This window comes from Mycobacterium sp. UM_Kg1, assembly GCF_000972925.1.
Classification (GTDB): Bacteria; Actinomycetota; Actinomycetes; order Mycobacteriales; family Mycobacteriaceae; genus Mycobacterium; species Mycobacterium hiberniae.
In genome coordinates this window covers 1-3,611 of record NZ_JRMK01000243.1, presented here as the reverse complement: position 1 = coordinate 3,611, position 3,611 = coordinate 1, and the positions used below count along the sequence as shown (strand labels likewise).

Below are 3,611 nucleotides of genomic sequence, written 5' to 3'. Positions count from 1 at the left end.
GGCCGGCGAAGACGCGCGGTTTGCCGCGATGGTCGTGCTGGAGCGGCTGACCCCCGATCAGCGGGTGGCCTTCGTGCTGCACGACGGGTTCGCCGTTCCGTTCGCGGAGCTGGCTGCGGTGCTGGGCACCACCGAAGGCGCAGCCCGCCAATTGGCGTCGCGGGCCCGCAAGGCCGTGGCGGCCGATCCGCCGCCCGAACCCGATCCGCGCCACGCCGAGGCGGTCGGGTCCTTGATGGCCGCCCTGGCATCCGGCGACCTGGCGGCTGTGGTGGCACTGCTGCATCCCGACGTGACGTTCACCGGCGACGCGAATCGCCGGGCGCCGACCGTCCTGCGGGTGGTCCGGGGGCCGCAGAAGGTGGCGCGGTTGCTGCTCGGCCTGGCACGCCGCTACGGCCCCACCCTGATCACCGCGAACCAGCTGGCGCTGGTCAACGGCGAGCTCGGCACCTACCCCCCCGGAGCGCCCGGGGTCGACGGGCTGGCGGAGCTGATGCCGCGGGTCACCGCCATGACGGTGCGGGACGGGCGGGTGGTGGCCATCTGGGACGTGGCCAACCCCGACAAGTTCACCGGATCGCCGTTGCGCACAAGGTGATAACTCGTCACACCCAGGGCACCCGGCAGGCGTCCCCGGAGTTGAAACCCTGCTCGGTGATGCCCAGCGCCGAGTACATCCGGGCCCGCATGTTCTCGATCCCGATCTGGTAGGTCAGCTCGATGACGCCGGCGTCGCCGAAGCGGCGCCGCAGGTCGGCCACCTGGGCGTCGGTGACACTGTGCGGGTCGGTGGTCACCGCATCGGCGTAGGCGATCGCGGCCCGTTCGTCGTCGGTGTACCGCGCAGAGTGAGCGTAGTTGTCGATGTCCTTGAGGCGCTCGACATCCAGGCCCTCCAGCCGGGTCAGCATGGCACCGAAGTCGACGCACCACGAGCAGCCGATGGTGCGGGCGGTCCAGAACACCGCCAGTTCGCGCACCGTGGCGGGCAGGGTGCGCGACGCGGACTGCAGCAGCCCTTCGTGTACGGCGTTGGCCATCAGCAGCCGCGGATGGCGGGCGATGACGGCGAACGGTTCGGGGACCTCGCCGAAGCGCCGTCTGGTGTAGCGGTACATCGCACGCACCAGCGGGTTGGCCTGACGGGGGGACAGCGGTTCGATTCGTGTTCGAGTAGTCATACCCGTTAGACGAATCGGCCCGCCGAAGTGTGACAAGGCGCCCGGCTCGGCCGCCCCGCTCGGCCGGCGCCGCCCGGCGCGGCCGCCCCGCTCGGCCGGCGCCGCCCGGCGCGCGAACGTGTACTCAGACCGAAAATGTTGGGGAATTCTCGGCCTGAGTGCACGTTCGGCGAACGTCAGATCAGGAAGGGGACCAGCGCCTTGCGATCGGCGGGGTAGTCGGGGAACTTCTCCTGGTACCAGCGGTGCGTGCCCAGCGCGCGGGGGATCAGATTGCCGGCGGTGATCAGCAGGATCGCGACGCCCGGCAGCGCCCAGGTGAGGATCGCGAAACCCGTCCAGGCAACGATCTCGCCCAGATAGGCCGGGCTGCTGACGAACCGGAAACCCCCGCCGAACGGAATCCGGTACTCCGCGCCGCCGGGCGCGTCGACCGCAAGCGCGGCGGAGCCGGGCTCCGCGGGTCGCCGCCTAAGGACAGTGTTCTTGTCGCGCAGGTTGCGCACGATCGACTCGGAGTTGACCAGCAGGGCGAACCCGCACAGGTAGATGACCAGGCCCACCAGGAACCGGGGATCGGTCAGCCAGCCGGTGCCGTACTGGTGAAAGTAGTCGTGGCTGAACAGCGCACCGTTGAGGTAACCGTGCATGGACGTGACGAGCATGCCCATCACCACCACGGAGATGTTGAAGGTGCTTCGTTTGCCGGGCGCCTGGCGGATCGCCAGCGGGAAGAACCAGCCGCGGTTGGCGTAGTGCAGTGCCCAGATGCCGGCCAGCACCAGCGACGTCGGCTCGAAGCGGGCCGGCCCGCTCAGGTAGGCGATCAGGAACACCACCGTCGCCGGGATCTCCATCAGCCACCAGCCGAACTTGGGGTTCAGGTTCAAACCCAGCTTGGTCGTCGAGAACCGGCCGTAGGAGCTCTGGCCGAAGAAGCCGCCGACGATCACGAACGCCGCGAACGCGAACGCCGCAGTCAGGACCGAGTCGTAGAACGTGTGGCCGGTGTACCAATGCATGGACAGTGTCCTATCACGCCGGATCGGCGGCCGCACGAACGCCCAGGGGTGATCAGCGGGCGAACATCAGCGCCCGCTTGACCTCCTGGATCGCCTTGGTGATCTCGATACCGCGTGGGCAGGCATCGGTGCAGTTGAAGGTGGTGCGGCAGCGCCACACCCCGTCGACCTCGTTGAGGATGTCCAGGCGCTCGGCGGCGGCCTCGTCGCGGCTGTCGAAGATGAACCGGTGGGCGTTGACGATCGCGGCCGGCCCGAAGTAGGCGCCCTCGCTCCAGTACACCGGGCAACTGGTGGTGCAGATGGCGCACAGGATGCACTTGGTGGTGTCGTCGTAGCGCGCACGGTCGGTCTGGCTCTGGATGCGCTCACGGGTCGGGTGGTTGCCGGTGGTGATCAGATACGGCTTGACCGCCTTGTAGGCATCCATGAACGGTTCCATGTTGACCACGAGATCTTTTTCCACCGGCAGGCCACGCAGCGGCTCGATGGTCAGCGTTATTTCTTTGCCCGGCTGCCCGTTCTTTGTCCGAGGCAGGATGTCGCGCATCAGCAGTTTGCAGGCCAGCTTGTTGTTGCCGTTGACCCGCACCCCGTCGGAGCCGCACACGCCGTGCGCGCAGGACCGGCGGAAGGTCAGCGAGCCGTCCAGGTAGCTCTTGACGTAGATCAGCAGGTTGAGCAACCGGTCGGTGGGCAGCGCCGGGACCCGGAAGCTCTGCCAGCCGCCGGTGGCGGCGTAGGCGTCGGGGTTCTCCGGGTTGTAGCGGGCGATCTTGAGGGTGACCATCTGCGCGCCCTCGGGGATCGGGGGCAGCGGCGGGTCTCCGACCGGGGCGGTGTCGACCAAGGCGGCCGCCGCGCCCGTGCTTGTCGATGGCCCCGGGGAGCAGCATCCACCCTCGGACGAGCAGCAACCGGAGTCAGCTGAGGAGGACATCAGTACTTCCGTTCCTTCGGTTCGTAGCGGGTCTGCACCACCGGCTTGTAGTCCAGCCGGATGTCGGCGATCAGGTCGGAGCCCTCCTTGTAGGCCATGGTGTGCCGCATGTAGTTCACGTCGTCCCGGTTGGGGTAGTCCTCGCGGGCGTGCCCGCCGCGCGATTCCTTCCGGTTGAGCGCACCCACCACGGTGACCTCGGCCAGTTCCAGCAGGAACCCGAGCTCGATCGCCTCGAGCAGGTCGGAGTTGAAGCGTTTGCCCTTGTCGTGCACGGTGATCCGGGCGTAGCGCTCCTTGAGCGCGTGGATGTCGCTGAGCGCCTGCTTGAGGGTCTTCTCAGTGCGGAACACCGCGGCGTTGTTGTCCATCGACTGCTGCAGGGCGCCGCGGATGTCGGCGACCCGCTCGTTGCCGTGGTCGGAGAGGATGTCGGACACCCAGCTGACCACCGTTTCGGCGGGG

General features: G+C 68.2%; 3 protein-coding genes and 2 pseudogenes. 1 reads left to right on the top strand and 4 read right to left on the bottom strand.

What is annotated here, in order from left to right; genetic code table 11:
* Positions 1-601: sigma factor-like helix-turn-helix DNA-binding protein (locus LI92_RS20435; RefSeq protein ID WP_046322132.1), on the top strand; the 601-nt coding region annotated here is incomplete at its 5' end.
* A 7-nt stretch (positions 602-608) separates the two neighbouring features.
* On the opposite strand, the pseudogene LI92_RS20430 reads toward LI92_RS20435, so the two are convergent.
* The 4 genes and pseudogenes from LI92_RS20430 to LI92_RS20415 form a co-directional block, all read right to left on the bottom strand.
* A pseudogene (locus LI92_RS20430) lies at positions 609-1,217 on the bottom strand (carboxymuconolactone decarboxylase family protein); the annotation flags it as partial.
* A gap of 143 nt (positions 1,218-1,360) precedes the next feature.
* On the bottom strand, positions 1,361-2,206 hold the full coding sequence (locus LI92_RS20425) for a phosphatidylethanolamine N-methyltransferase family domain-containing protein (protein WP_046322128.1): 846 nt from the start codon (positions 2,204-2,206) through the stop codon (positions 1,361-1,363).
* A 52-nt stretch (positions 2,207-2,258) separates the two neighbouring features.
* A complete protein-coding gene (locus LI92_RS20420; protein WP_046322125.1) occupies positions 2,259-3,056 on the bottom strand; it encodes a succinate dehydrogenase iron-sulfur subunit in 798 nt (265 codons plus the stop codon).
* Between the two features lie 89 nt (positions 3,057-3,145).
* A pseudogene (locus LI92_RS20415) lies at positions 3,146-3,611 on the bottom strand (succinate dehydrogenase/fumarate reductase flavoprotein subunit); the annotation flags it as partial.

Coding starts and splice junctions, on each gene's coding strand:
- LI92_RS20425 (WP_046322128.1), bottom strand. CDS start 2,206: ATGCATTGGTACACCGGCCACACGTTCTACGACTCGGTCCTGACTGCG.